Origin of the sequence: Shewanella sp. TB7-MNA-CIBAN-0143 (assembly GCF_040310065.1) — a bacterium.
Taxonomy (GTDB): Bacteria; Pseudomonadota; Gammaproteobacteria; order Enterobacterales; family Shewanellaceae; genus Shewanella.
On record NZ_JBEOPL010000010.1, the window covers coordinates 97,544 to 120,037 of the forward strand.

Here is a 22,494-nt window from a genome sequence, read left to right on the forward strand (position 1 = left end):
TCAAGCACTAATAAAAAAGGATGACTGTTAAGTCATCCTTTTTTTTGAATATAGAGTGAACGTTACACGATCAAATCATACTGCTCACGTAGCACTTTAATAATGTCCGCTTTCGGGTTGGCTGGTAATGGAATACTTGAACCAGTGACTTTTTCTGCAACACCAATATAAGTGCGCGATACATTCATCATCGCGTCTAATGGTAAGTCGTTGTCACGAGCAAGTGCTTCACGCTCTGGCATTCTGTCTTTATTTAGCAAAATGTCGGCATCGTCGAAATGGTTTAACAAGAACTGGCGGAAGCCTTCTTTTGAGTTTTCAACAATCTTGCCCTCGCGATAAGCGGCCCCGTCCCAAATGCGTGATGAGTCAGGCGTACCGACTTCATCCATGTAAATCAGTTTTGATTGACCATTTTTGTCATTGACGTAGCCAAACTCAAACTTAGTATCGACAAACACTTGATCAAGCTTTGCTAGTGCATCTGAAATCACTTTAAAGCCTTGCTTTAGCAAGGTTTCATACAAGTCGATATCTTGTGGTTTTTCAAATCCAAAGGCTTGGTAGTTGGCTTCAATATCGCTACGGCTAATGTTAACGTCATCTTGCGCAGGCACGCCCGGGATGCCGGTTAAGATACCTTTGGTTGACGGGGTGATCAGTAACTCTGGCAGTTTTTGATCTTTGCTTAACCCTTCTGGCAAGGTGATACCACAAAATACCCGTTCGCCTTTTGAATAAGCACGCCACATTGAGCCGGTAATGTATTGGCGACAAATCGCTTCGACTTTAATTGGGCGAGCTTTTTGCACTATCCATACAAAAGGGTGCGGAATATCTAGAATGTGGCTGTCAGCTAAACCATTTTCGGCGAATAAACCAAACCAATGATTTGAAATCGCATTCAGTGCAGCGCCTTTACCTGGAATACCCTGCAAGTTACCTTCGCCATGAAAAATACAATCGAACGCCGAGATCCTGTCGCTGATCACCATAATTGCTAGCGGAGTATCTTCAGGTACATCGTAACCTTTGTCGCGGATTAAGCGGCGACTGTCTGTGTCGGTTAACCAGTAAACACTGCGTACTTTGCCACTGTGGACAGGCTTGTCGGTACGGATAGGTAAATCATTGTTCACGGCAAGAACGGAATCGGCAAGATTCATGCGAGTGTTCCTTAGGTAGTAGGGTACATAGGTTTTTATGGCGGCTATTTTACCTGCATTCAAAGCGTTTGCACGATAAAAGGAGGGGTTGAAATAGGCTTTTTTGTTATGCGAACAATCAAGGGTAAGGTTAACCTTTCTTGATAAAGACTTTATTGGGTTATTCAGGCAGAATTCACGCCTTAATGATGTGATGGATAAACCAACGTGAACAGTGAACAAGAAAGCGCGAATGCCCGTTTAGGACTGATATTTGTTTCTATAGCAGTATTTTTCTGGGGTATTTTGCCTATAGCATTAAAGCTATCAGGTGGATTCATTACACCAGTTACTCTGACCTGGTTTCGGTTTGTCATGGCGTTAGTCGTGACCTTGTTAATTCAATGGCGCTTAGGTACATTACGTCAATTTGTCGGTTTACCTTCATTAGTATGGTTGAAATTGGTGCTCGCTGGCGTGCTGTTGATGTGCAATTACGTGTCGTTTGTTTATTCGTTGGGATATCTAGCTCCTGGTACTGCACAGCTTAACTTCCAAACCGCGCCTTTCTTCTTGGCATTTGGTGGGGTGTTGTTTTTCAAAGAGCGTTTTAATGCATTTCAGTTAAGTTGTTTTGCCACGCTTGGACTGGGCATGCTGATGTTTTTCCATCCGCAGCTCGATTTAAATCAAGCAAGTGATCATCAAGTGTTGGTTGGGATTATGATTGTGCAGTTTTCGGTGATGTCGTGGACCAGCTATGCTTTGTTACAAAAGTCGGTGAGCCAACGACTGTCACCCAGTAATGTACTGTTATTTATTTACGCATTAGGCATTGTGCTTATGGCGCCATTTAGTGACTTTAGTCAGTTTGAAGCTATGACGCTCGATCAATGGTGGATAGTACTTTTTTGCGGTGCCAATACTTTGATTGCGTATGGCTGTTTTGGTCAAGCAATGCAATATTGGCCCACGGCACAAGTCAGTGCCATGTTGGCATTAACACCGGTATTGAGTTTTACTGCGACAGAAGTTGTGGTCAATCTTGGTTGGTGGAGCGGAGTATTTGCCGGTGCCGATATTGATGTATTGTCATTTGCTGGCATCGTTATGATTGTGTGTTCGGTGTTTGCCGTGCAAATTGTCCCCTTGTATCAAAAGCGTAAGCAGGCCAAAGCGTTCAGGACTGTATTGTAACACTTTAGTGCAAACGGATTATCACTAGGGTCGCTTCGCTGCTAGGGCGGACTGCGTCCTGCTAGGAAATGGTAACAAGCGATAACAAGCGAACGCTGCGCTCACAGATAAAGCGGTCTAGCACCTAGGCTCTCGGCTTGTCATCTCTTAATCTCTCTCGTCACCGCTTGCTATCTCAGGAATAGGGACAGCTTCGCTGCTAAGATTTTATAGCATCTAGCCGCGCAGCGTCCTAGCAGCGTAGCGATCTAGGCTCTTGCTATAGTATCTAGCCGCGTAGCGACCTAGAACCTAGAAATAGTGATATTAAACAGGTAATCGCCACGTTAATGGATGTTAGTTATTTTTTAGACTTATTTTGTAGAATAGAGAATAGAGAGTAAAAGCGGAAAACAAAAATGGAGCCCTTAGGCTCCATTTTTTGTGTCATTCAACTGAATGATTAACCGTTGTCACGTGGCTTACGTGGACGACGCTCTGCACTTGCAGGGCGGTCACTAGCCGGACGATCACCCGCTGGGCGGTCAGTACGTGGACGGTCACTACGAGCACGATCACTACGTGGACGACGTGGAGCGCCTGCGCCGCGAGTCGTGTCAGCAAACACTTCATCACCCGCTTCACGAATGTTTAAAGGACGACCACACACACGCACTTTTCTTAGGTGTGAAAGGATGTCTTTAGGCATTCCGTCTGGTAAATCAACGGTTGTGACTTGATCAAACAATTGGATTTGACCAATGAAACGGCTATCGATGTTTGCTTCGTTAGCGATAGCGCCAACGATGTTACCTACACCAACACCATTTTCACGACCTACATCGATAACATAACGATTCATTTTAACGTCTGGGTTATCTTTTAAGCCTTCTGCATCGCCAAAGCTATTTGGTGCTGGACGGCTACTACGCTCGCCACGGTCACTGCGTTCACGACGTGGACGGTCGCTGCTACTATTGCGATCACCACGGTCACTACCACGATCACTACGTTCGTCACGTGAATCACGTTGACGTTCGGTAATCGTTGGTAACTGAAGTGGACGCTCTTGCTGTACTTGTTGTAACAATGCAGCAGCCAGTAAATCGGTATCAACTTCAAGCTGTTGACATAATTCAGCTACAGCGTTTTTCATGAAATCTAAGTCACCGTTAATGGTTTCTTGGATTTGCTCGCCTAAACGAGATAAACGACGCTCTGCAACTGATTCAGGGCTAGGCACTTTCATTGGAGAAATACGGCTGTTTGTAGCGCGTTCGATAGTGCGTAACATACGCATTTCACGATTGGTTACAAATAGGATTGCCATACCAGTACGACCAGCACGGCCTGTACGACCGATACGGTGAACATAGGCTTCTGAATCATAAGGAATATCGTAGTTTACTACGTGTCCAATACGTTCAACGTCTAGACCACGTGCTGCAACGTCAGTCGCGATTAAAATGTCTAACTTGCCGCGCTTAAGCTGCTCAACAGCACGCTCACGTGCTTGTTGATTCATGTCACCATGTAATGGAGATGAAGCATAACCACGGGCTTCTAATTTTTCTGCTAATTCAACACAGCTGTTACGGGTACGAACGAAGATGATAATACCTTCAGTATTTTCAACTTCTAAAACACGTACTAACGCTTCTAGTTTATTGTGTTGTGATACTTGCACATAACGTTGGTCGATAGACTCAACAGTTGTCTGGCTAGACGCTATGCTGATGTTCACTGGGTTTGTTAAGTGCTTAGCTGCAACGCGCTTAATTTGCTCAGGCATAGTGGCAGAGAATAATGCAAGTTGGCTGTCAGTAGGCTTGTGCTCTAATACCCATTCGATATCATCGATGAAGCCCATTTTTAGCATTTCATCGGCTTCGTCTAATACTAAGGCTTTTAGATTATCTAGCTTTAATGTGCCACGACGCATGTGATCCATTACACGACCAGGAGTACCAACAATCACTTGTGGTCCGCGCTTAAGGGCGTTTAATTGTTGTTGCATGCTTTGACCACCGTAAATCGGTAGTACGTGGAAGCCTTTCATGAATTTGGCATAACTACCAAATGCTTCGGCAACTTGAACCGCTAATTCGCGGGTTGGTGCTAACACTAAAATCTGTGGAGCATTGATTTTCATGTCGATTTTGTTTAGTAAAGGCAGGGCAAACGCGCCTGTTTTACCGGTACCGGTTTGTGCTTGACCGATAATATCTTTACCAGCCATAAGCGGGTCGATACTAGCAGCTTGAATAGGAGTTGGGTTTTCATAACCTAACTCGTCAAGCGAACGCAACAAAGACTCAGACAGGCCGAGTTCGCGGAAAGTTCTTTCAGATGACATTGAGTTGTAGCCTTGTGGATGCGCACGAAGTTCGGAAGCTCGTGCTAAAGTTTCACAGACAGAAAATCAACCCCGTGTCGATTTCCCGCGCCGATAAGGGGGCGTATTATAGCAGCAACAATGCTAGTTGACCACGTAAAAACTGAAAATAAACATTAAATTGCCTATTCTAGTTTAAGATTGGCCTGATTCTTGATTTTTAAGATTTGTTAATTGGTTGAAAAATGAACATTTGTTGGCGTGAATTAGGCTGTTTATGGGGCCTTGGTCAGCTTATCGATGCTGAGCATTTGATATACTGTTTCAGCAACCGCCACAATAAAGTCGATGTCTAACGTGGCTATTGTGTCGTCGGCCGTATGATATTGCGCGTGGGGTGGTACGCCAAAATACACCCAGGAGTAGCCCGCTTTATGAAATGGATAGTGGTCTGAGGCTCTGAGCCAATCACTTTTTTTCATCCGCCCACTTAATAAATTTGTGTGATGAGTGCGAATACATAATTGGGTCTGTTGCATCAACAACGGTTTGATTGACTCAAAATTTGACAGATTTTTTTGCCCTTCCATGTAGATTGCTCTACGACGATCTGGGTGGCCTATCATGTCCAAGTTTACACTTAGCTCAATGTCCATCTGTGGGTATTGCTGCAATAACGTCACTAATTCATAGCTGCCATATAAGCCTGGTTCTTCAGCGTCGGTTGCCACAATCATCAAATTAACATCATCTAACGGCGGATTTTCCTGCCATTGGGCTGCAATTGCCATCATTCCGGCAATGCCTGAGGCATTATCATCAGCACCTGGATACATTTTATTGGCCGTTTGACCTAAGTGATCATAATGAGCGGTAATCACTCGCCATCGGTTTGAGCTATTTTTTGCCGCAATAGTGGCAATAATATTGACCCCAGAGACGGTCGAAAATTGATGTTGAAAACTAAACGGGACGGCAAAATTTGGCTGCCAGGGTTGTAAGCCCATCTCTGTAAATCGTGTGATTAAATACGCTTGAGTGAGGCGGGCTCCTTCAGAGTCAGTCTTGCGGCCTTGAAATTCAGTGGAACTCAGTGTGGTGATATCTTCAGTAATTTGGCTATGGGCGCTAGACCAAGAGGTGATAATAGCTGACGAGCATTGGCGAGGTGTTTGGCTGCAGGCATTGAGTAAGCAGCACAATAACATCATAGCCAATACCTTGAGGTGAATTTGAGTAGTAAACATAATGTGCTCTCCTCTTATTCACCTAAGGTTTGGTATTTTATCTCAGCTTGTTATTTGGCTTTTTTAGCCTTTACCCGTTTATTGTGAAGCGCCAGCATCGGCTTTAGGAATCTCGCGGTATGAGAATCTGGGTGCTCTGCTACTTCTTCTGGGCTGCCTGCGGCTAAAATCATGCCGCCGCCAGCACCACCTTCAGGGCCTAAATCGATAATCCAGTCTGCGGTTTTAATCACATCTAAATTATGCTCAATCACCACGACAGTGTTGCCATGAGACTTTAAGCGATGCAGTACTTCTAACAATAGTTGAATATCGGCAAAGTGAAGCCCTGTAGTGGGTTCATCTAAAATGTATAAGGTTTTACCTGTATCGCGTTTAGACAGCTCTTTGGCCAGTTTAACGCGCTGAGCTTCACCGCCAGATAAGGTTGTCGCGCTTTGCCCTAAGCGAATGTACGACAAGCCGACATCCATTAAGGTTTGCAATTTACGTGAAATAGATGGAATCGCATCAAAATAGCCACGAGCGTCTTCAACCGTCATTTGCAGCACTTCGTGAATGTTTTTGCCTTTGTATTTTACTTCTAAGGTTTCGCGGTTATAACGCTTACCTTTACACGAATCACAAGGCACATAAACATCAGGTAAAAAGTGCATTTCCACTTTAATTAACCCATCACCTTGGCAGGCTTCACAACGACCGCCCTTGACGTTAAACGAGAAGCGACCCACTTGATAACCACGGGTGCGCGATTCTTGTGTGCCAGCAAACAGTTCACGTATTGGGGTGAAAATACCCGTATAGGTGGCAGGGTTCGAGCGTGGCGTGCGGCCAATAGGACTTTGATCAATATCGACGACTTTGTCGCAATGATCCATGCCTTCAATACTTCTGTAAGGTGCAGGTTCATCTACGGTAGCGCCATTGAGCATCCTATGGGCAATTTTAAAGAAAGTGTCGTTAATCAGTGTCGATTTACCTGAACCCGATACGCCAGTAACACAGGTAAACAATCCAACTGGAATGGTTAAATCAACATCTCTTAGGTTATTACCCGATGCGCCAAATAACTCAATCACCTTTTTCGGATCGATAGGGGTGCGCTGGTCACTAATGTGTATTTGCTTTTTACCGGAAATATATTGGCCCGTAACCGACGCTTCACAGTTAAGAATATCTTCTAGCGTACCGTCACAAATGACTTCACCGCCATGTACGCCGGCACCTGGGCCAATATCGATAATGTGATCTGCTAAGCGAATCGCATCTTCATCGTGTTCAACCACAATCACGGTATTGCCTAAATCACGAAGATGGATCAGGGTTTGTAATAAACGTTCGTTATCGCGTTGATGCAAACCAATTGAAGGCTCATCAAGCACGTACATCACGCCCACTAAACCCGCTCCAATTTGGCTGGCTAGGCGAATACGTTGCGCCTCGCCACCCGATAAGGTTTCAGCTGAGCGCGACAAGCTTAAATAGTTAAGCCCCACATTGACCAAGAAGCCAAGGCGTTGACTGATCTCTTTTAAGATTTTCTCGGCAATTTGCGCACGTTGTCCTTCAAACACTACGGTGTCGAAGTATTGTTTAGCTTCGCCAATCGACCAAATGGTCAGTTGCGGTAGGTTTAACTCACCAATAAATACGTTACGGGCTTCTTCACGTAAGCGCGAACCACCACAACTATTACAAGGCTGCATATTAATAAATTTAGACAGCTCATCGCGTACCGAGTTACTTTCGGTTTCACGGTAACGGCGATCCATATTATTCAAAATGCCTTCAAACGGATGGTTACGGATCACAACATCGCCGCGGTCATTAATGTACTTAAAGGCAATGTTTTGTTTGCCAGAACCATATAAGACAATCTTTTTAACTTTGTCACTTAGTTCGGCATATGGCTTCTCAACATCAAACTTATAATGTTCGGCTAGAGAGCTGAGCATTTGGAAATAGTAAAAGTTGCGTCGGTCCCAGCCTCTAATCGCGCCGCCAGCTAACGATAGTTCATCATTAGCAATGACTCGTTCAGGGTCAAAAAACTGCTGCACACCTAAACCATCACAAGTTTGACAAGCACCGGCCGGATTGTTAAACGAGAAAATACGCGGCTCAAGTTCGGCCATCGAATAGCCACAATGCGGACACGCGAAATTAGCTGAAAATATCAGTTCTTCGGCTTTGCTATCGTCCATACTGGCAATTTTTGCAATGCCACCAGATAATTCTAAAGCGGTTTCAAACGACTCAGCCAAGCGCTGTTTCATGTCTTCGCGGACTTTGAAGCGATCGACAACCACTTCAATGGTATGTTTGATGTGTAAATCTAATGTTGGAGGATCGGTTAAGTCACATACTTCACCGTCAATACGGGCGCGGATGTAGCCTTGTGCCGATAAGCTTTCCAGTAACTTAACGTGCTCACCTTTACGGTCGTTAACCACTGGCGCAAGCAGCATTTGGCGGCTGTCTGCCGGCATCGCCAACACTTTATCCACCATTTGACTCACTGTTTGCGCTGACAACGGCTGATTATGCGTTGGGCAGCGAGGCTCGCCCACACGGGCAAACAACAAGCGTAAATAGTCATAGATTTCGGTAATGGTACCGACCGTAGATCGTGGATTGTGCGAGGTTGATTTTTGTTCAATTGAAATGGCAGGGCTAAGGCCTTCAATATGATCTACATCGGGTTTTTCCATTAAGCTCAAGAATTGACGCGCATACGCCGACAGCGATTCGACATAACGACGTTGGCCTTCTGCATACAAAGTATCAAAGGCTAATGATGATTTTCCTGAACCGGATAACCCAGTTATCACAATAAGTTTGTCACGGGGAATGGTTAGATTGATGTTCTTAAGATTGTGGGTTCGGGCACCGCGTATTTCAATTTTATCCATCTATATCACTCTATGACTTATGTAAAACAAAACAGCGATCAGTATCGCATAGTTTGTTGGGGGACTTCATATCAATTTTGACTATGTTGGTTTCATGGTACGCATAAAACTCAGCTAAAGTTTAACATGCGCAGATAAAACACCTTATATCAAAAACTGTGATTTCCTTTTGAGCTAATTTCTGGCGCTGTGATAATATGCGCACCTTATAATATTGTTGAATTACTTATCGAAGGGCAACAGCATGGCCAGTAATGGACTGTCGGGTATGGAGAAAAAGGTCGCATTTTCGTTAGCCAGTGTGTTTGGTTTACGAATGATGGGATTGTTTATGATTATGCCTGTCTTCGCGCTGTATGGTCAGCACCTTGAAGGCTTTTCACCGCTATGGGTGGGTATTGCCATTGGTGCTTACGGATTAACCCAGGCTTTTTTACAGATCCCAATGGGCATTTTGTCCGACAAATACGGACGTAAGCCGATTATTCTAGGTGGCTTGGTATTGTTTGCCATTGGTAGTTTAATTGCCGCATCATCGGATCACATTTACGGGGTAGTGTTTGGTCGCGCAGTCCAAGGTATGGGCGCAATAGCTGCCGCCGTGTTAGCGCTTGCCGCCGATTTAACTCGAGACGAGCAACGCACTAAAGTCATGGCGATTATCGGCATGTGTATTGGCTTTTCATTTGCCTTGTCATTATTGGTTGGGCCTATTGTGGCGCAATACATGGGCTTAACGGGGTTGTTTTTATTAACAGCAGTTCTGGCAGTATTGGGCATGTTAATTGTGCAGTTTTTTGTTCCCAATCCTATTAGCCAAGCGCCTAAAGGCGATACGGTCGCCACTCCGACAAAATTAAAGCGTATGTTGTTAGACCCGCAGTTATTTCGCCTAGATGCAGGTATTTTTATTCTGCACTTAGTGCTAACCGCGGTGTTTGTTGCATTGCCGCTCGATTTGGTGGATGCCGGTTTAGTCAAAGAAAAGCATTGGATGTTGTACTTCCCCGCTTTTGTTGGTGCATTTTTCTTAATGGTGCCGTTAATTATCATTGGGGTGAAACGCAACAACACCAAAACCATGTTCCAGTTGTCGTTAATGATCATGATGGTGTCACTTGCCGCGATGGGGCTGTATGCCGATAACCTTTGGGTGTTAAGTGGGGCTGTAGTACTATTTTTCACCGGCTTTAATTACCTTGAAGCATCATTGCCAAGTTTGATTGCTAAGTTTTGTCCTGTCGGCGATAAAGGTTCGGCTATGGGCGTGTATTCAACTAGTCAATTTTTAGGCGCATTTTGTGGCGGCATGTTAGGCGGCGGAGCTTATCAGCTCGTCGGCGCATCGGGAGTGTTTTTTGTCGCGCTAGGGCTAATGTGTGTGTGGTTATTTTTGACCCTCGGCATGCAAAAGCCTGTGTTATTGAAAAGCTATACTCTTGAAGCTACAGTAAAAGATAGAAGCGATGCACAAGATATGGCCAGTAAATTGTCACAGTTAATCGGTGTTGTAGAGGCCATTGTGGTGCTCGAAGAGAAAGTGGCTTATTTAAAGGTCGATGATAAATTCAATTTAAGCGAAGCGCGAGCTGTGTTAGGCTCTGTGAATTAGATCGTGTAGATCATTCAGCTTAGTATTCAGTTAAAGTAAACAGATAAAAATCTCAGGAGATTTCGATGGCTAGTCGTGGTGTGAATAAAGTGATTTTGGTCGGTAACTTAGGTAAAGACCCTGAGGTTCGTTACATGCCAAACGGCAATGCTGTTGCCAACTTTACTATAGCGACAAGTGAGTCGTGGAAAGACCAACAAGGTCAAATGCAAGAACGTACCGAGTGGCACAACATTGTTATGTATCGTCGTCTTGCGGAAATTGCTGGCGAGTACTTAAAGAAAGGCTCTAAAGTTTATTTAGAAGGCAAATTGCAAACCAGTAAGTGGCAAGATCAGACTACCGGTCAAGACCGTTATAAGACTGAAATCAACGCTATGGAAATGCAAATGTTAGACAGCCGCAACTCAGGTGATAATGCCGGTGGTGGTCAGTATCAAGGGCAAGGTCAAAGCTCTGGGCAAAACGCCGGACAAAATATGGGACAACAACAGTCTCGTCCTGCACCAGCACCTCAAGCTCGTCAGCCACAAGCGCAATACAATCAAACTGCGCCTGCTGCAGGTAATGAAGCTTACCAAGCTCAGCCTAATGCTGGCCAGCAAGGTGGTGGTTACCAGCAACAATCTGCGCCAGCGCAACAAGCTGCACCTGCTTATGCACCAAAGCCAGCCGCTGCACCTCAGGGTAATTTCCAACCACAAAATGCTCCTGCACAGCGTCCAGCACCACAGCCACAACAAAACTTCACTCCAGATTTAGATGAAGGCTGGGATGACGATATTCCGTTCTAATCTTCACTAGAGATTACATAATCCAATGTGTTGATTAAAACTTTTAAGGCCTGCTTTTGCAGGCCTTTTTGTTTTCTACGATAGAGAAGCAACGAGACTGACTCTGCCAGCAGTATCTTTATGGTGTAAATATCACTGTGGCAGTTTTAGGATATAAAATGTTTTATTCAATTAAAACAGAGTATTCATCAAGTGACTTATGACCTCTTGCCGTCAGAAAGCTCAACAACGCTTCGGGGCTACGGTTCAGTAAGCGTTCAATTGGAAATTCCACTGTTTCAATGACCTCAATGGCTTTTTCAAACTCGCCTAAGCTAAAAGCAACATGCGAGTCAGAACCCATAACGAGCAGTCCACCTGCTACTTTTACTGCATTAGCTATTTCAATACAGTTGCATGTACTGCCTTTTCTCGACGTCAAAAAAGAGGAGTTATTTATCTCTAGTGCCACGTTATGTTTGGCAGCGGCAGCGGCGACGCGCTTAATATCGATTGGATAAGCAGGGTTGCCTGGGTGAGTAATAATGTCGACATTACCACTTTCAATACAGTTGATGAGTGCTGTAGTGTGAGCCTCTTTAGTCGATGGTGGGAAAACGGGTTCATGGAACCCTGCCAACACAATATCGAGCTCTTTTAAATAATCACCAAAAAAATCAATCTCGCCATGTTCATTTTTGATATTCGCTTCAATGCCGCGCAGCACGCCAACACCGTCAACAATTCTAGGTAACACTCTCATATTTACAAAGTGCCAAAAATGGGGCGCATCAGCCATATCTGGGCCATGATCGGTAATGGCGAATAACTTGATACCTTTGGCTTTCGCAACACAAAGGTAATCATGGAAGGTACTATAAGCGTGAGTTGACGCTATAGTATGCGCGTGAATATCAACAAGGAATTTCATGGCGAGTCTCGTTCTCTGAATCAAAAACAGTAGGCATCAAGTCTACGCTGTTAACTGGGCTTTCTCTATGATCACTTTTGTTGATTACTTGCAGCAGGTATTGAGGCATATTGTCGAAGATGCCTTGGCGTTATACATGGCTGTTTTTCGGCATTTGTAGTGAGCCAATCGGCCGCACATGATATTAACGATGTTGTAAGGCATTTGATCTGAAATAGGCCGAATGTTGTCACTTTGCCTTACATATTCCACTTCTTAACCCGAGTTGAGGCTGAATAATGAGAGATGAGTTAAGAGCGAAAATTATTGCCGTGTGTGATAAAAAAATTGCGGCGAAAGGCGATAACGTCGGTTTGTCATTTTATGCATTTTTTGCCAACAAAAATGATAATCCTCAATTGCTGATGGAAGCGGCAACATGGTGGATTCAAACACACCAATTGGATCATTTTGTGAAGGCCCACAAAATTAAACAAATGATTCATAATGGCTTGTAATAGTCTGAATAAATTATGTGCGGCGGAGCAATACTGACCAATATTCAATAAGTAACCGATATATAGATTAAGTCATGCCTTAATGATTAAGCTTAATCGCTTAACGGGTTTTTAGATGACACAAGTCGTTTTTGAACGATCAATCAAAATTGTACTAATAGTTTTGACCGTTTTAATGTTATATTTTCACTCTTGAGTGACATTAACGATATTAAATGTCGTGCTTAATACCGATATAGTTAGCAGATATTTTTTGAAAAAAGCCGGAGGAATGAGTGGGAATAATTGGTCGACTGTTAGTTATTGGCGCCACTTTACTATTTTTTAGTGGCTGCGCTAGCACCTCAACAGCGGGTGATCCATTCGAAGCGGTTAATCGAAAAAGCTGGGACTTTAATTACCAGGTCATGGACAAATATGCTTTAAAACCAGCAGCAGAAGGCTATGAAACCATCCCTCAGCCGATCCGACAAGGTGTGACAAATCTGCTATCAAATCTAAGTGAACCTCTTTATGCAGTAAATAACCTTTTACAATGGAAAGTGACCGACAGCGGTAGCAGTGTTTTACGTTTTGTCGTCAACACCACAATCGGCCTTGTGGGTCTTTTTGATCCTGCTACCGATATGGGATTAGTGAAAAAAGAAGAAACATTTGCGCAAACCTTTGGTGTTTGGGGTATTGGCAATGGGCCTTTCATCATGTGGCCTGTTTATGGCGCCAGTACTGCACGTAATACCGTCGGCGATTTTGTTGATGTTTTTGTGTATCCCTTATCTATTCTGTCGTTTGAACAAAGGGCCGGAAAGTTTGTGTTGGAAGGTTTAGACAGTCGGATTGATTTTCAGCAATATGAACCCATATTAGACGGATCGTTAGATCCTTATGGCTATGTTAAAGATGTCTATTTGCAGCGAGATGCTCACTTGGTCAGTGACGGTAAAGTGGCTGAGACTGAATCTGACGAATTTGATCTAGAGTTTGATGACGAACTATTAGATGATGAGCTATTAAATGACGCACCTGCAGACGACAAATCAGACGATCACACTGATTACAAGGTAACGGACTAGCCAATGTCAAACATCAAAACGTTTTCATCTTGTACGAGTGAATTAAAAAATATTCGCGAATTTGTGGTAGATGCATGCCGCGATTTTCCTTTTAGCGAAGGTAAAGTCAATGAAATCGTATTGGCCGTTGATGAGGCTTGTGCCAATGTTATTCGTCATGGTTATCACATGTCGAAAAAGGGCTGTATAGAAATCGTGGTCAGCAGTGATGATGAGCATGCGCTATTTGTGATTAAAGATGTGTGTTCGCAGATTACTGACAAGCAATTAATACCGGCAGAAAATAATTTATGTAAACCAGGTGGATTAGGCCTTTGCCTCATTCATTATGTGGCTGAAAAAGTAAGACTTATCCCACATAAAGGCAAAGGTAATTGGTTAGAACTGACGGTTAAATTTGAGTGATATAAAATGAATATTGAAATTGAGACACATAACAATTACCAAGTGGTTAAGCTTTATGGCGAGGTCGATCTGAGCAACTCTCGCAGTATCAAACTCGACATCATAAAGTTAATTAAGAGTAAAAATAACATCATTGTCGATTTCACCCACCTGCAATATATCGATAGCTCAGGGATGGCTTCACTGGTTGAGGCCTTCAATGAAGCCAGAGAAAATGACACTGAATTTCATATCGTTGGTGCCAATGGTTCACCGCTTCAAGTACTGCAACTAACCCGTTTAAACACGGTGTTTAACTTAGCTGATTCAGTAAGTGCTGTGAGTAACAATGGTTAACCCTATCATTACTGTAGAGCATTTGTTTGCCCAATATGGCGATACCCATGTACTCAAAGACGTCAATTTAGAGGTCAACCCCGGCGAAATTCTGGTGGTGATGGGCGGATCTGGTTCTGGTAAAAGTACCTTGCTTAACCATATGCTTGGGCTTAAAACCCCTACGTCAGGCACTATCATGATTGATGGTGTGAATATTTTTACGGCTAAAAATAAGCAATTACGTAACTTACGCAAAAAAATGGGCGTGGCTTTCCAAGGCGGCGCACTACTGAGTTCATTAACGGTGGCAGATAATGTCAGGTTACCTTTAGAGCACAATACTTCATTGGATACCCAAACCATTGATATTATGGTGCGGATGAAGCTTGAATTAATGAACATGGCTGGAACCGGCCATCTAATGCCTTCGGAATTATCAGGCGGCATGCTAAAACGAGCAGGACTGGCTAGGGCCGTTATTATGGACCCTAAATTACTGTTTTTTGATGAACCTTCAGCAGGGCTTGATCCCACAACTGCAGTTGAACTTGACGAGCTTATTCTCACTTTGAGAGATGCCATGAACATGACTATCGTGGTGGTCACTCATGAGTTAGAAAGTGTGTTTAAAATTGCCGATCGCGTGGTGGTATTGTTTGCGGGTGAAGTGGTGGCGAATGGCACCGTTGATGAGATTAAAAACTCGCCAGATGAACGCATTCAAAACATGATCAACCGTCAACCGAACACTTACAGAGATGATGGTGAGGTTTATCTCAATCGTTTGTTAAATAAGGATGAAAAATAATGAATGCCTTGTTTAATTCAGTCAGTAACTTAGGTGCCGCAACGCGTAAAAATATTGAAAGTGTTGGCCTAGCAACATTATTTTTAATGCGTATCGTCAGCAGCCTATTCACTGGGCTGGTGTCATTTAAGCAAGTGATTAAGCAGATATATTTTATAGGTAATCGGTCTTTAATTGTCATTATTGTTGCCGCGCTCTTTACCGGTATGGTTGTGGCACTGCAGTTTTACGATACCTTAGTGCGATTTGGTTCAGTGGATTTATTGGGTTCGGCAGTTGCCTTGAGCCTGATTAAAGAATTAGGTCCGGTGATGACAGCATTAATGGTAATAGCACGAGTTGGCTCTGCGACCTGTTCAGAAATTGGTATTATGCGTAACGAGCAACAATTTGATGCGCTTGATTGCATGGCGATTAACAGTTACCGCTATGTGATGCTGCCAAGACTATTAGCGGCGTTGTTTTGTGTTCCTATGCTGACGGCCGTTTTTGACTTGGTGGGCATTGGCGGTGGCTATATCGTTGGAGTACACATTCAAGGAGAAAGTCCTGGTGCATATATTCAAGGTGTAATGGATACCATTAGCTTTAAAGATGTGCTGGTTGGTCAAATAAAGTCATTGGTATTTGGTTTGTTTATTATGTGGATACCTTTATATTACGGCTTTTATTTACACTTAAATCAAAAAAATATGGGCGCTGAAGGCGTCAGCAATGGCACCACTCAGGCGGTGGTAATGAGTGCAATTATTATGTTATTTAGTGACTATATCGTTAGCTCATTAGCGCTATAACTAGAGGTTTCAATGAAAAACAATTACGTCAATTTTCTCGTCGGCCTGTTTGTATTATTCGGGATTGGGGCCTTGGTATTTATGTCAATTACCATTGGTGGAGCATCGGTCACTAATAGTGGTAACTACACCTTAGTGGCTAAATTTGAAAATTCTTCAGGTTTAAAAGAAGGTGCCTTTGTCGAAATGTCAGGTGTACGTGTTGGATTAATTCAATCGATTAATTACGATCCTAAAGCGTATGAGTCAGTCGTTAAAATATCATTAGATAATGCGATTACCGTACCTGATGATTCGATAGCCTCTATTCGTACATCAGGTATTATTGGCGACAGATTTGTTAAAATATCTACCGGTGGTTCAGAAATAAACATGGCAGATGGTGAAGAGTTTATTGAAACAGAATCATCAATCAGCATCGAAGAGTTAATAAGCAAGTATATGTTTAGTCAGGATAAATAATGAAATCAATAATTTTTTTAATCATGATGCTAGTGATGCCGTCTCTAGCTTTGGCGGCACAAGAACCAACAGAACGCGTTAAATTAGGTGTGACAGATATCATTAGTATCGCATCAAATAGCGCCTTGTCAGTCGAACAGAAAAAAAAATCACTCAGTGATGTGATTGAAAAACACGTCGACATACAAGCCTCTGCACAACGAGTGTTAGGTAAGTATTGGAGACAGGCAAGCGATACCGAGAAACGTCAATTTATGGTGTTGTTAAAAGGCGTATTAGTCGATACCTATATTGTGTTGCTAGAACAGTATGATAATCAAACGGTTGATTACACCAATGAAACAATCAAGAAAAAGGTTTATGCATCGGTAGATACTGAAATTCATACCAAAGAAAATATCATTCCGGTTTCATATCAGCTTTATCAACGTAATAATGAATGGAAAATTTACGATTTTGTTGCTGAAGGTTTATCGATGATCCGTACCTTTAGTAATGACTATAAAAGTACTTTGAAAAAAAGCGGTGTCACTGGTTTGAATGAAGCCCTTGCTGCTAAATTAGCCCAAAAGTAAGGTTACCCTTGAATATTTATAGAGCATTAGCTAACAGCATTATTGATGAAACCTTATGGTTTAAAACCAATTTGGCAGTCACATTAAGTGAGTTTAATTATTACTTAATTAAAAAAAATGGCCAAGTCAGCTGTAATTTTTCATCCTTGTGTGATGAGCATTACACCCGGCTCTATCAACAATTTAAAGCATTGTCGTTACAACACAGTATTACGGAAATTGTGCCTCTAAAGGACGATGGAAAAATGTGTTGGGTACTGCCTTTTGGTAAAGAATCGAGCTTATTTGACTGTATCATTCTGCTTAATTTACCTGCAGGAACTGAATCGCATCATGTTAGCTCGTTGTATTTTAGGCTTTTGTACCAGCTAAAAAGCTTCCAGTTTTCCGAAGCGTCATCACAACTTAACGCTGCCCAGGTGTGGATCCGCGATGAGATAGAAGAAATTTCGCGCTTGCAGCAATTGATGTTGCCAGACAAAGGTATCGTACTTAGCTCTGTTAAAATGGCTTATACCTATAAAGCGATGAAAGGTGCTGGTGGTGATTATTTAGACATTGTCGACCTTGGTAAAAGTCGCCCGGATGTCCAGGGTGATATCGGAATGATTATTGCTGACGTATCGGGTCACGGCCCCGCCGCGGCAGTAGAAACCGCCATGATAGATGCCATCTTACGCACCTTTGAACCGAAAGATTTAAACAGTAGTTCTTCTGAAGTGCTTAATTATATCAATCAACATTTTTTCACTAAAAAGCCTCGTGGCAGCTTTTTAACCGCTACAGTAATGCGTTATAACTTCCAAGAGAAAGAACTTATTTATGCTAATGCAGGCCATCCTCACGCCTATTTGAAAAAAGCCAACAGGCTGGTTGCCTTAGATCAAGGTGGCATTCCTATAGGGGTACTGCGTGAGCAAAATTGGGATACCTACCGGGTTAGTGTTGATGTAGGTGATATCTTATTTGTGTATACCGATGTGGTCATCGAAACGCAAAATGCCCACAAAGAATTATTTGGTTTCGATCGTTTAGAAAAAGCCATCAGCGCAGCACCCGATGAACCCGAAGCTATGCTGGAGTATCTGGAGCAGCAAATGAAACAGTTTTGCGGTTTTTCAGAGTTTCAGGATGACTTAACCATGTGCGCAATCCAGTTTATCTAAGCTAATTGAGTATTTAATCATTGAGAAGATGAAGATTGGGATGACGATATCCCGTTCTAGGACATCTCCAGTCACAGGTTTAATCGTTTTTATCAATAACTAAAAAGCCCTGAGTTAACGCTCAGGGCTTTTTTTATCTCACTGGTTTGTTGGGCTATTAAGCGGTTAATGCTTCAGCTGGGCCGAAGAATTCATAATGAATTTGGCTTTCTGGTACACCTAAGCTGGTGGCGATGGCCAATGCTGCTTTCATAAAACCGGTAGGGCCAAGCAGGTAAAATTCTACATCACGGTCTGCAGGGAGTTGCTCTGCAATGATTGATGCATCAATAAACCCAGTGGCATGAGGCTGGCAATGTTGTTCTGGCTGGCTGTAAACATACAAAGGCTTGATGTGGTCATGTGTTGAGGCAAGTTGATCAACATGGTGTTTAAACGCATGGACATCACTATTTATGGCCGCATGAATAAAGCGAATATCGCGTCCTGAACCCGCTTCAGTATTGAGCATACTAATCGCAGGAGTAATACCGACACCGCCAGTCAATAATATTAACGGCTTAGTGTTTTTTCGTAAGATGAAATCGCCACTGGGTGCACGTAATTTCACTTTATCGCCTAACTGAATATTGTTATGTAAGTGATTTGAAACCACGCCATTAGGTTCACGCTTGACGCTAATTCTTAAGTAATCTTTGCCTGCCGCGTCAGATAGACTGTAGTTACGACGCATTGATACACCGTCGATATCATCAAATACTAAGGTCAAAAATTGCCCAGCATCAAATTTTGGTAAGCCTTTATTATCAAAAGGTTGAAAGTAGAATGAGGTAATCACTGAGCTTTCATCTACACGTTTGACTAAAATAAAGTCACGCTCGCCACGCCAACCACCTTGTTGTTGCTCTTTAGCTGTATAAATTGATTCTTCCGCCGCAATCAATATGTTGGCTAATTGGCCGTAAGCCTTGGTCCAAGCATCAATCACTTCATCTGTTGCAGCATCACCGAGTACGGCTTTAATGGCTTGTATTAAACAACTGCCAACAGCGTCATATTGTTCAGGTAAAATGCCTAATGCAACATGCTTTTGAACGATTTTACTAACGGCATCACTTAAATTGCCCAATTCATCAATATTGGCACCGTAAGCAATAACCGCATTTGCCAGTGCTTTAGGCTGAGTGCCTTTGGCTTGGTTAGTTTGATTGAAAAATGGTAATACTTCTGGATGCTGTGCAAACAGTAATGGATAAAAATGGCTGGTGATGTCATTAGCGTAAATTTGCAGAGCCGGAACGGTGGCTTTAATAATTTGAACAGTTGCAGTGTCTAACATTAATGATTTCCTTCTAGGGAGTAAAATAGCGATAAGCTTCAATCAATTACCTTGTCTACCCATACATTGCACAGAACACGCCAATATTTATCTAGCTGATTTAGCAGGTATAATTTTCATAAGGGTTAATTTGACCTAGATCAATATATATGTCAAATTAACCGAAATTGGGTTAATTTGACATATTATGAATATTGTTCCCTTTATCGACATTGTAGAAGACTTAAATCGTGACCTGATAAAATCGGAACGATACTTACGACTGATTTTAGCGATTCAGCGCGCTATACCATGTGACGTAGTGGCCTTGTTGAAACTTAAACATGACCATTTAGTCCCTGTGGCTGTTGTAGGGCTAAAGCAACAAGCCCTCGCGAGACAGTTTTCGATCAACCACCATCCACGCTTACAGCAAATTTTAGCTAACCCACATATTACCCGCTTTGATGCCGACTCAACACTGCCCGATCCCTACGACGGTTTAGTCGATGATGGTAGTGAACAATTGCACGTGCATGACTGCATGGGCAGTACCATTTATATCGACGGTAAAGCGTGGGGCGTTTTAACCTTAGATGCCATGAAAGCAGGTAGCTTTGATGCGCTTAACCCAACCGAAACCCGCGCTTATATTGCTGCTGTGGCCGCTGCGATTAGTACCAGTGAACATATTGAAGCATTAGAAGTGCAAGTTGAACGTAATCATCAAGTGGCGCAGTGCATGTTAGCGACTGCTGGACCGTCGAGTATTATTGGAAACAGTGTCGCAATTACGGATTTATTGTCTGAGATAAATACCGTTGCAGCCAGCGATCTATCGGTATTAATCACTGGCGAAACTGGCGTGGGTAAAGAGCTGGTTGCCAAAAGTATTCATCAGCAATCACGTCGCAGCGAGCAACTACTAGTACAAATTAACTGTGCTGCATTGCCAGAAAGCATCGTTGAAAGTGAATTATTTGGTCATGTAAAAGGCGCGTATTCTGGTGCGGTAAGTGACCGTCGCGGCCGCTTTGAATTGGCTGATGGTGGGACATTATTTTTAGATGAAGTGGGTGAGTTACCACTTGCGGTGCAAGCTAAGTTACTACGTGCGTTGCAAAACGGTGAAATTCAACGAGTCGGCAGCGATAATATTATCGTGGTGGATGTCAGAATTGTTGCCGCTACTAACCGTAATTTACAGTTAGAAGTCAAAGAAGGTCGCTTTAGGGCTGACTTATATCATCGCTTGAGTGTGTATCCTTTACCTGTGCCACCATTACGGGATCGTGGTAAAGACGTTATTTTACTGGCTGGCTATTTTTTAGAAAAAAACCAACATCAGCTTGGCGTCGCGAAACTGAGGTTACAGCAAACCGCCATTGATCAGTTAACCCAATACCATTGGCCTGGCAATGTGCGAGAGTTAGAACACTTACTCAGTCGAGCTGCGTTAAGGGCTATTAGCGAGCAAGGGCGTCATGCCAGTATCATTAGCATCAGTCGTGTTCATCTCGGTTCAGAGTTTGTTGTGAGCCATACAGTAGCACCAGCAATAGCCGAGGTTGATAATATCAGCGACAGTAATGCCGCAGCCGCATTATCGCAGGTGTTAACCCTTGGACTACGTGATTCAACCGATGAGTACCAACGACAAATAATACAGACGGTATTAGCGACCGAAAGAGGTAATTTAGCCGCTGTCGCCAGAAGTTTACAGCTGGATAGAAGCAACTTAATTCGCACAATGCGTCGTTTAGGACTTGATCCAAATGCGGCATATTAATCGTAAGGTATAAACCTAAAGTAGGTTGTGTGAATAGCCTGTAATCGAAAATATATTATCGATGAACAGAAATTTATTCCGACAAAAACAGGTCAATATAAGTTGGGTTAATTAGGGTCTTCTAAAGGATGGATGTTATGCAAAAACGTAATATAGGCAATATCGCATTGATCGTTGCCATCGTCTCTGTCGCGATTGCGGCTTTGATGGTGTTTGGCTCGTCATTGGGATTATGGGACCCGATTGTCGGCTTTATGGCCAGCCGTAATTACAATAATCTGTTGGGTTATGTGGTGGTCATTGTTTCTGTGCTGGCATTAGTTATCAGCTTTAGTGTTAAAAGTAGTGCTAAGCAAGACAGCAACGCTAAAGGCAAAGGCATATTAACCTCTACAATAGCGTTATTACTGGGCTTAGCTATATTGTCGCCGAGCATTATGGCGTTGGTTATCAAACCAGTGAAATACCCACCTATTCACGATATTACTACCAACACTCAATCACCACCGCAGTTTGAGTTTTTAACTGACAGCCGCATTGGGGCTAAAAATAGTTTGGTTTATGGCGGAGAAGAGATTGCCGCACAACAACGACAAGCCTTCCCTAATATCCAGCCTATAGCGTCAGACTTATCGGTAGAAGCGGCTTATGAAAAAGCATTAACTGTCGCTAAAGCCATGGGCTGGACCATTGTCGCTCAAGACCCAAAAGCACTGCGCTTTGAAAGTACGGCAACAACGCCTTTTTTCAATTTTGCAGATGATGTCGTTATCGTTGTGTCTACACTAGAACAGGGCAGTCGTATTGATTTACGCAGCGTGTCGCGGATTGGTATTGGCGATGCTGGTGTGAACGCAAAACGCATTCAAGAATTTAGTCAGCGGTTCTCTGAATAGCCTGAGTCTTGAATAAATTATGCAGCAGGTTTTAACCAATAAAAAGGAGCATAAAATGCTCCTTTTTATTAATGACGACAAAACGGTTAATTAACTTAAATGCTTAATCGAAGATACAGCTGCTAACGATTATTATGCTAAGTTTTGTGATGCGAGATATTTCTGACTTTAAATCAGCTTTTTAAATTAGCTCTTTAGCAGAACTGCCATTGTTTGTAACCATCAATCAGTCGGTATCGCGCTTGATGGATATGATGCGAAA

Annotated in this window: 20 protein-coding genes; 14 read left to right on the forward strand and 6 right to left on the reverse strand. The window is 43.0% G+C overall.

Features of this window, described 5'->3' with window-relative positions:
• Positions 1-62 precede the first annotated feature (62 nt).
• Positions 63-1,166 (reverse strand): phosphoribosylaminoimidazolesuccinocarboxamide synthase, encoded by a 1,104-nt coding sequence (locus AAEY97_RS10150; RefSeq protein WP_350998612.1) that lies wholly within the window; start codon positions 1,164-1,166, stop codon positions 63-65.
• A gap of 207 nt (positions 1,167-1,373) precedes the next feature.
• On the opposite strand from AAEY97_RS10150, the gene AAEY97_RS10155 reads away from it, so the two are divergent.
• Positions 1,374-2,342, forward strand: coding sequence for a DMT family transporter (locus AAEY97_RS10155; RefSeq protein WP_350998615.1), 969 nt, complete (start codon positions 1,374-1,376; stop codon positions 2,340-2,342).
• Between the two features lie 442 nt (positions 2,343-2,784).
• Here the strand turns inward: AAEY97_RS10155 and AAEY97_RS10160 are convergent, their stop codons facing one another.
• From AAEY97_RS10160 to uvrA, 3 genes are all read right to left on the reverse strand, one after another.
• The gene (locus AAEY97_RS10160; protein WP_101084976.1) at positions 2,785-4,677 is read right to left on the reverse strand and encodes a DEAD/DEAH box helicase; all 1,893 of its coding nucleotides are present in this window, start codon (positions 4,675-4,677) and stop codon (positions 2,785-2,787) included.
• 254 nt (positions 4,678-4,931) lie between these two features.
• The gene (locus AAEY97_RS10165) at positions 4,932-5,903 is read right to left on the reverse strand and encodes a M20/M25/M40 family metallo-hydrolase (protein ID WP_350998618.1); all 972 of its coding nucleotides are present in this window, start codon (positions 5,901-5,903) and stop codon (positions 4,932-4,934) included.
• A 50-nt stretch (positions 5,904-5,953) separates the two neighbouring features.
• Positions 5,954-8,815: an excinuclease ABC subunit UvrA gene (uvrA, locus tag AAEY97_RS10170; RefSeq protein ID WP_350998621.1), complete on the reverse strand. Its 2,862-nt coding sequence runs from the start codon at positions 8,813-8,815 to the stop codon at positions 5,954-5,956.
• A 244-nt stretch (positions 8,816-9,059) separates the two neighbouring features.
• Between uvrA and AAEY97_RS10175 the strand changes: the two genes are divergently transcribed.
• Positions 9,060-10,427 carry an MFS transporter gene (locus tag AAEY97_RS10175; RefSeq protein WP_101084979.1) on the forward strand — a complete coding sequence of 456 codons (1,368 nt, stop codon included), beginning with the start codon at positions 9,060-9,062 and terminating at the stop codon, positions 10,425-10,427.
• A gap of 65 nt (positions 10,428-10,492) precedes the next feature.
• Positions 10,493-11,221 carry a single-stranded DNA-binding protein gene (locus AAEY97_RS10180; RefSeq protein ID WP_162024042.1) on the forward strand — a complete coding sequence of 243 codons (729 nt, stop codon included), beginning with the start codon at positions 10,493-10,495 and terminating at the stop codon, positions 11,219-11,221.
• Positions 11,222-11,384: 163 nt separating this feature from the next.
• Here the strand turns inward: AAEY97_RS10180 and AAEY97_RS10185 are convergent, their stop codons facing one another.
• The gene (locus AAEY97_RS10185) at positions 11,385-12,131 is read right to left on the reverse strand and encodes a phosphatase (protein WP_101084981.1); all 747 of its coding nucleotides are present in this window, start codon (positions 12,129-12,131) and stop codon (positions 11,385-11,387) included.
• Between the two features lie 278 nt (positions 12,132-12,409).
• Here AAEY97_RS10185 and AAEY97_RS10190 point away from each other — a divergent pair, with 278 nt between their 5' ends.
• The 9 genes from AAEY97_RS10190 to AAEY97_RS10230 all read left to right on the forward strand — a co-directional run bounded on the left by AAEY97_RS10190 (position 12,410) and on the right by AAEY97_RS10230 (position 18,229).
• Positions 12,410-12,628: a DUF6500 family protein gene (locus AAEY97_RS10190; RefSeq protein ID WP_162024040.1), complete on the forward strand. Its 219-nt coding sequence runs from the start codon at positions 12,410-12,412 to the stop codon at positions 12,626-12,628.
• 275 nt (positions 12,629-12,903) lie between these two features.
• The gene (locus tag AAEY97_RS10195) at positions 12,904-13,701 is read left to right on the forward strand and encodes an MlaA family lipoprotein (RefSeq protein ID WP_350998625.1); all 798 of its coding nucleotides are present in this window, start codon (positions 12,904-12,906) and stop codon (positions 13,699-13,701) included.
• A gap of 3 nt (positions 13,702-13,704) precedes the next feature.
• Entirely contained in the window at positions 13,705-14,106 is a 402-nt protein-coding gene (locus AAEY97_RS10200; protein ID WP_101084984.1) for an ATP-binding protein, read from the forward strand.
• Positions 14,107-14,112: 6 nt separating this feature from the next.
• Entirely contained in the window at positions 14,113-14,442 is a 330-nt protein-coding gene (locus AAEY97_RS10205; protein WP_011639120.1) for an STAS domain-containing protein, read from the forward strand.
• Positions 14,435-15,232 carry an ABC transporter ATP-binding protein gene (locus AAEY97_RS10210; protein ID WP_101084985.1) on the forward strand — a complete coding sequence of 266 codons (798 nt, stop codon included), beginning with the start codon at positions 14,435-14,437 and terminating at the stop codon, positions 15,230-15,232. The genes AAEY97_RS10205 and AAEY97_RS10210 overlap by 8 nt, the downstream gene beginning before the upstream one ends.
• Complete coding sequence (locus tag AAEY97_RS10215) at positions 15,232-16,026, forward strand: MlaE family ABC transporter permease (protein ID WP_162024038.1); 795 nt, start codon at positions 15,232-15,234, stop codon at positions 16,024-16,026. The genes AAEY97_RS10210 and AAEY97_RS10215 overlap by 1 nt, the downstream gene beginning before the upstream one ends.
• Positions 16,027-16,038: 12 nt before the next feature.
• Positions 16,039-16,488, forward strand: coding sequence for an outer membrane lipid asymmetry maintenance protein MlaD (mlaD, locus tag AAEY97_RS10220; protein WP_101084987.1), 450 nt, complete (start codon positions 16,039-16,041; stop codon positions 16,486-16,488).
• Positions 16,488-17,063: an MlaC/ttg2D family ABC transporter substrate-binding protein gene (locus tag AAEY97_RS10225; protein WP_350998628.1), complete on the forward strand. Its 576-nt coding sequence runs from the start codon at positions 16,488-16,490 to the stop codon at positions 17,061-17,063. Before mlaD ends, AAEY97_RS10225 begins: the two co-directional genes overlap by 1 nt.
• Before the next feature lie 8 nt (positions 17,064-17,071).
• On the forward strand, positions 17,072-18,229 hold the full coding sequence (locus AAEY97_RS10230) for a PP2C family protein-serine/threonine phosphatase (protein ID WP_350998630.1): 1,158 nt from the start codon (positions 17,072-17,074) through the stop codon (positions 18,227-18,229).
• A gap of 157 nt (positions 18,230-18,386) precedes the next feature.
• Here the strand turns inward: AAEY97_RS10230 and hmpA are convergent, their stop codons facing one another.
• The gene (gene hmpA / locus AAEY97_RS10235; protein WP_350998632.1) at positions 18,387-19,568 is read right to left on the reverse strand and encodes an NO-inducible flavohemoprotein; all 1,182 of its coding nucleotides are present in this window, start codon (positions 19,566-19,568) and stop codon (positions 18,387-18,389) included.
• A gap of 187 nt (positions 19,569-19,755) precedes the next feature.
• On the opposite strand from hmpA, the gene norR reads away from it, so the two are divergent.
• Together norR and AAEY97_RS10245 are read left to right on the forward strand one after the other, a co-directional pair.
• A complete protein-coding gene (gene norR / locus AAEY97_RS10240; protein WP_350998635.1) occupies positions 19,756-21,336 on the forward strand; it encodes a nitric oxide reductase transcriptional regulator NorR in 1,581 nt (526 codons plus the stop codon).
• Between the two features lie 137 nt (positions 21,337-21,473).
• Entirely contained in the window at positions 21,474-22,232 is a 759-nt protein-coding gene (locus tag AAEY97_RS10245; protein WP_350998638.1) for a DUF1499 domain-containing protein, read from the forward strand.
• Positions 22,233-22,494 lie beyond the last annotated feature (262 nt).

What these genes read in the sequence shown, in the direction of transcription:
- hmpA (WP_350998632.1), bottom strand. Translation starts at nt 19,568, where the DNA reads ATGTTAGACACTGCAACTGTTCAAATTATTAAAGCCACCGTTCCGGCT.
- AAEY97_RS10150 (WP_350998612.1), bottom strand. Translation starts at nt 1,166, where the DNA reads ATGAATCTTGCCGATTCCGTTCTTGCCGTGAACAATGATTTACCTATC.
- AAEY97_RS10245 (WP_350998638.1), top strand. Translation starts at nt 21,474, where the DNA reads ATGCAAAAACGTAATATAGGCAATATCGCATTGATCGTTGCCATCGTC.
- AAEY97_RS10165 (WP_350998618.1), bottom strand. Translation starts at nt 5,903, where the DNA reads ATGTTTACTACTCAAATTCACCTCAAGGTATTGGCTATGATGTTATTG.
- AAEY97_RS10225 (WP_350998628.1), top strand. Translation starts at nt 16,488, where the DNA reads ATGAAATCAATAATTTTTTTAATCATGATGCTAGTGATGCCGTCTCTA.
- AAEY97_RS10210 (WP_101084985.1), top strand. Translation starts at nt 14,435, where the DNA reads ATGGTTAACCCTATCATTACTGTAGAGCATTTGTTTGCCCAATATGGC.
- uvrA (WP_350998621.1), bottom strand. Translation starts at nt 8,815, where the DNA reads ATGGATAAAATTGAAATACGCGGTGCCCGAACCCACAATCTTAAGAAC.
- AAEY97_RS10185 (WP_101084981.1), bottom strand. Translation starts at nt 12,131, where the DNA reads ATGAAATTCCTTGTTGATATTCACGCGCATACTATAGCGTCAACTCAC.
- AAEY97_RS10190 (WP_162024040.1), top strand. Translation starts at nt 12,410, where the DNA reads ATGAGAGATGAGTTAAGAGCGAAAATTATTGCCGTGTGTGATAAAAAA.
- norR (WP_350998635.1), top strand. Translation starts at nt 19,756, where the DNA reads ATGAATATTGTTCCCTTTATCGACATTGTAGAAGACTTAAATCGTGAC.
- AAEY97_RS10215 (WP_162024038.1), top strand. Translation starts at nt 15,232, where the DNA reads ATGAATGCCTTGTTTAATTCAGTCAGTAACTTAGGTGCCGCAACGCGT.
- AAEY97_RS10160 (WP_101084976.1), bottom strand. Translation starts at nt 4,677, where the DNA reads ATGTCATCTGAAAGAACTTTCCGCGAACTCGGCCTGTCTGAGTCTTTG.
- AAEY97_RS10175 (WP_101084979.1), top strand. Translation starts at nt 9,060, where the DNA reads ATGGCCAGTAATGGACTGTCGGGTATGGAGAAAAAGGTCGCATTTTCG.
- AAEY97_RS10200 (WP_101084984.1), top strand. Translation starts at nt 13,705, where the DNA reads ATGTCAAACATCAAAACGTTTTCATCTTGTACGAGTGAATTAAAAAAT.
- AAEY97_RS10180 (WP_162024042.1), top strand. Translation starts at nt 10,493, where the DNA reads ATGGCTAGTCGTGGTGTGAATAAAGTGATTTTGGTCGGTAACTTAGGT.
- mlaD (WP_101084987.1), top strand. Translation starts at nt 16,039, where the DNA reads ATGAAAAACAATTACGTCAATTTTCTCGTCGGCCTGTTTGTATTATTC.
- AAEY97_RS10205 (WP_011639120.1), top strand. Translation starts at nt 14,113, where the DNA reads ATGAATATTGAAATTGAGACACATAACAATTACCAAGTGGTTAAGCTT.